The sequence below is a fragment of the Protofrankia coriariae genome (assembly GCF_001017755.1).
In the GTDB taxonomy this organism is placed as follows: domain Bacteria; phylum Actinomycetota; class Actinomycetes; order Frankiales; family Frankiaceae; genus Protofrankia; species Protofrankia coriariae.
Genome location: NZ_JWIO01000019.1, coordinates 83,134 through 87,135 on the forward strand (window position 1 = coordinate 83,134; position 4,002 = coordinate 87,135).

General features: G+C 72.6%; 3 protein-coding genes and 2 pseudogenes (1 of these 5 only partly in view). 3 read left to right on the forward strand and 2 right to left on the reverse strand.

Annotated elements, in window-relative coordinates:
- Nucleotides 1-832: the start of an adenine deaminase C-terminal domain-containing protein gene (locus FrCorBMG51_RS32545; RefSeq protein ID WP_476742160.1), read on the reverse strand. The gene continues 977 nt to the left of window position 1, outside the view; only the first 832 of its 1,809 coding nucleotides appear in the window; the start codon lies at nucleotides 830-832; its stop codon lies off the left edge, out of view.
- Nucleotides 833-1,122: 290 nt separating this feature from the next.
- On the opposite strand from FrCorBMG51_RS32545, the gene FrCorBMG51_RS13575 reads away from it, so the two are divergent.
- From FrCorBMG51_RS13575 to FrCorBMG51_RS13585, 3 genes and pseudogenes are all read left to right on the forward strand, one after another.
- Nucleotides 1,123-1,425 (forward strand): urease subunit gamma, encoded by a 303-nt coding sequence (locus FrCorBMG51_RS13575; RefSeq protein WP_013872664.1) that lies wholly within the window; start codon nucleotides 1,123-1,125, stop codon nucleotides 1,423-1,425.
- Between the two features lie 151 nt (nucleotides 1,426-1,576).
- The gene (locus FrCorBMG51_RS13580; protein WP_139342315.1) at nucleotides 1,577-1,930 is read left to right on the forward strand and encodes an urease subunit beta; all 354 of its coding nucleotides are present in this window, start codon (nucleotides 1,577-1,579) and stop codon (nucleotides 1,928-1,930) included.
- Nucleotides 1,927-3,693: pseudogene (locus FrCorBMG51_RS13585) on the forward strand (urease subunit alpha). Before FrCorBMG51_RS13580 ends, FrCorBMG51_RS13585 begins: the two are co-directional and overlap by 4 nt.
- A gap of 39 nt (nucleotides 3,694-3,732) precedes the next feature.
- Here FrCorBMG51_RS13585 and FrCorBMG51_RS31275 read toward each other — a convergent pair.
- Nucleotides 3,733-4,002, reverse strand: a pseudogene (locus tag FrCorBMG51_RS31275) (hypothetical protein); the annotation flags it as partial.

Here is a 4,002-nt window from a genome sequence, read left to right on the forward strand (position 1 = left end):
CCGGCGGGCCCGCCGACGCCGATGCCGGCCCGGAGCCGGACATGGGCCCCGGCGCGGATACTGGCCCTGATACGGGCCCGGCCTCGACGAGCCCGCCGGGCTCGGCGGGCTCGGGCCCCACGGGGAGCGTCCCGGCCATGCCGGTGACGTCCAGTGATGTTCCCCCGGCGGATGCGGGTAAGGAACCCGGCTGCCGCGGCACCATCGTCGTCCTCCCCGTAGGCATGGGCGGTACGGCCGATGTCACGGGCAGTGTTTCCAGCAGGCGTGCCGGGGTGCGGGTGGCAGTGGCGAGCTGTCCGCCGCGCGGCCCGTACAACCCGGTCAACCCGCTGGTGTCCGCCAGCAGGGTGACCGTTCCCCGGGGTACGACGACGCGGGCGAGTTCACCGGGGGTCAGCAGGGTCTGTTCGACCCGGATGCGCTCGTCGACGTAGGCGGGCAGGAGATAGCGGCCGGACGCGTCCAGCGCCCGGCGGGCCCCCAACGCCCCGGGCTGCGTCACCGCGGCGATGAACCGTCCGACGATCAGCAGGTCACGGCGCTGGAGCTCACCGGTGTGGACGACAACCAGCGTGCCGCCATGGACGATCAGGTCCGCCTCCTCCTGACCGTCCGCGACCCTGCGCAGGCGCTGGAGTTCCGCCGCGCTCGGGGCGAGACCGGCAGCGCCGGGGACAGCCGCGCGCCGCGGCCGGTGGCCGTGCTCGGCCGAGGGCCTTTCCGGCAGACAGGTCACCGGTTCGGGTCCGCGCGCGGACCACCCCTGTTGGCGGTCACGCTCGGTGGTCATGAACCCTCCGCAGACACCGTTTGGACGAGGATGGAGCATGACCCTGCGCTAAGAAGTCGCTCGGCAATGTGACGTACGTTACGCCCTGGCGCGGCCCCGCAGCCCCGCACCGGGTACGCGGACGCGGCATAGCCGCATACTGTGCCGCCACATCCGCGGCGGCGCCCGCAAACCAGCGTCTTTTAACGTGGCCGTCACAGATTCGGCGCTGATAGTCACAAAAGTGGGCTTTTCAAGAGATCCCGGACATCACGACGACGCACCCCGGAGACGCGTCCGAGCGGCACGGCGTGGCCGTGACGTACCCGTGACCGCTAGACTTCGCCACCGTGCTGCTCAGCCCGCACGAACAGGAACGGCTGCTCATCCACGTGGCAGCCGGGCTCGCCCGTGAACGGCGGGCCCGCGGCCTGCGGCTGAACCATCCGGAGGCGACCGCCGTCATCACGTCGTTCCTGCTCGAAGGCGCCCGGGACGGCCGCGGCGTCGCCGACCTGATGTCCGCCGGACGGACCGTGCTCACCCGCGAGGACGTCATGGACGGCGTCCCCGAGATGCTTCGCGAGATCCAGGTCGAGGCGACCTTCCCGGACGGCACCAAGCTGGTCACCGTCCACGAGCCGATCCCCTGACGTCCTCCCCCGCGTGAACGCGGGGGATTCCAGCTACACGAAAGCGGGTTCGCGTTGTCGAGGTTCGCGGTTCGCTCCGCGGGAGGCCGGATTCCTCCCCGGTCCGAAGGCCGGGGCATCCTCCGGGACCTTCGGTGAGCGGGCCGGTCCGATGAGTGCGGGCACCGGCATCCGGCCGGGCGAGATCCGGCACGACGACGACCCGGTGGAGATCAACCCGGGACGGCCGGTGCTGACGCTGCGTGTGCGCAACGTCGGCGACCGTCCTGTGCAGGTCGGGTCGCACTACCATTTCGCCGCCGCCAACCCCGCTCTCCAGTTCGACCGCGACACCGCCTGGGGGCACCGGCTGGCCGTTCCGGCCGGCACCGCCGTCCGGTTCGAGCCGGGCGTCGAACGCGAGGTGGACCTCGTCCCGCTGGGTGGCCGGCGGCTGGTGCCCGGCCTGCGCCCCGAATCGGCCGGCCCGCTGGACGACCCCGCCCGCCAGGGGGCACGCCCGTGAGCCGCCACCTCGACCGGGCCCGCTACGCCGACCTGTACGGGCCGACCGTCGGTGACCGCATCCGCCTCGCCGACACCGACCTGTTCATCGAGGTCACCGAGGACCGCAGCCGCGGGCCGGCCGGNNNNGCCGCGGGCCGGCCGGTGCCGGCACCGGCGACGAGGCGGTGTTCGGCGGCGGCAAGGTGATCCGGGAGTCCATGGGGCAGGCCCGGGCGTCGCGCGCCGAAGGTGTCCCGGACCTGGTCATCACCGGCGCGGTCGTCCTCGACCACTGGGGTGTCGTCAAGGCCGACGTCGGCATCCGCGACGGGCGGATCGTCGCGCTCGGCAAGGCCGGCAACCCCGACATCATGGACGGTGTCCACCCCGATCTGGTCATCGGGCCGGGCACGGAGATCCTCGCCGGCAACGGGAAGATCCTCACCGCGGGGGCGGTGGACTGCCACGTCCACCTCATCTGCCCGCAGCAGGTCCCCGAAGCCCTCGGCGCCGGCATCACCACCCTGATCGGCGGCGGGACAGGCCCCGNGCGGGACAGGCCCCGCCGAGGGCACCAAGGCCACCACCGTCACCCCCGGGCCGTGGAACCTCGCCCGGATGCTGTCCGCGATGGACGCGCTGCCGGTCAACGTCGTCCTGCTCGGCAAGGGCAACACCGTCGGCGAGGACGCCCTGTGGGAGCAGCTGCGCGCCGGCGCCGCCGGCTTCAAACTGCACGAGGACTGGGGCTCCACACCGGCGGCGATCGACGCCTGCCTGCGGGTCGCGGACGCCTCCGGGGTGCAGGTCGCGCTGCACTCCGACACCCTCAACGAGGCCGGTTTCGTCGAGGACACCCTGGCCGCGATCGCCGGCCGGGCCATCCACGCCTACCACACCGAGGGTGCCGGCGGCGGGCACGCCCCGGACATCATCACCGTGGCCGCGGCGGCGAACGTCCTGCCGAGCTCGACGAACCCGACCCGCCCGCACACCGTCAACACCCTCGACGAACACCTCGACATGCTCATGGTCTGCCACCATCTGAACCCGAGCGTGCCCGAGGACCTGGCCTTCGCCGAAAGCCGCATCCGGCCGTCCACGATCGCCGCCGAGGACGTCCTGCACGACCTCGGCGCCATCTCGATGATCGGTTCGGACTCGCAGGCCATGGGACGCATCGGCGAGGTCGTGCTGCGCACCTGGCAGACCGCGCACGTGATGAGGGCCAGGCGCGGCCCACTGCCCGGGGACGGCCGCGCCGACAACGCCCGCGCCCGCCGGTACGTCGCCAAGTACACGATCTGCCCGGCCGTCGCGCACGGCCTGGACGCCGAGATCGGCTCGGTGGAGCCGGGCAAGCTCGCCGACCTGGTGCTCTACGACCCGGCGTTCTTCGGCGTCCGGCCGGCCGTCGTCATCAAGGGCGGGTTCGTGGCCTGGGCGGCGATGGGCGACGCGAACGCCTCCATCCCCACCCCGCAGCCGGTGCTGCCGCGCCCGATGTGGGGGGCGGCGGCGGGCCCGGCGGCGTCGTCGTCGCTGTCGTTCGTCGCCCCCGCAGCCCTCGACGCCGGCCTGCCGGCGCGGCTCGGCCTGGCCAAACCGATGGTCGCGGTCGCCGACGTCCGCCGCCGCGGCAAGGCGGACCTGCCGGAGAACACCGCCACCCCCGACATCCACGTCGACCCGGAAACATTCACCGTCACCATCGACGGCACCCCGGTCGAACCCGCCCCAGTAGCCGAACTCCCCATGGCCCAGCGCTACTTCCTCTTCTGATTCCTCTCCCGGTTCTGAGCCCTGTTCCGGCTTCGAGCATCAGCTCCGACCACGCCCATCCCGCCGACGCCCCCGCCGCGCCGCACCGTCCGCGCTGCCTGGAGCTACAGTCGAAGTCGGGCCGTCGCCGCCGCCCGTGCTATCGCTCATGCCACCCAGCAGACGCACGAACCTCGCGATTTCTTCCTGGTCCTCGACGGTGTCGAGCGCACCCCGCTCGGCGGCGAGCCGGTCGAGCATGTCGCCGAGCGCCCGGTGCCGGCAATCTCGTACCAGTCCGTTCCGGATGGGGACTGTTTCAAGATCGGT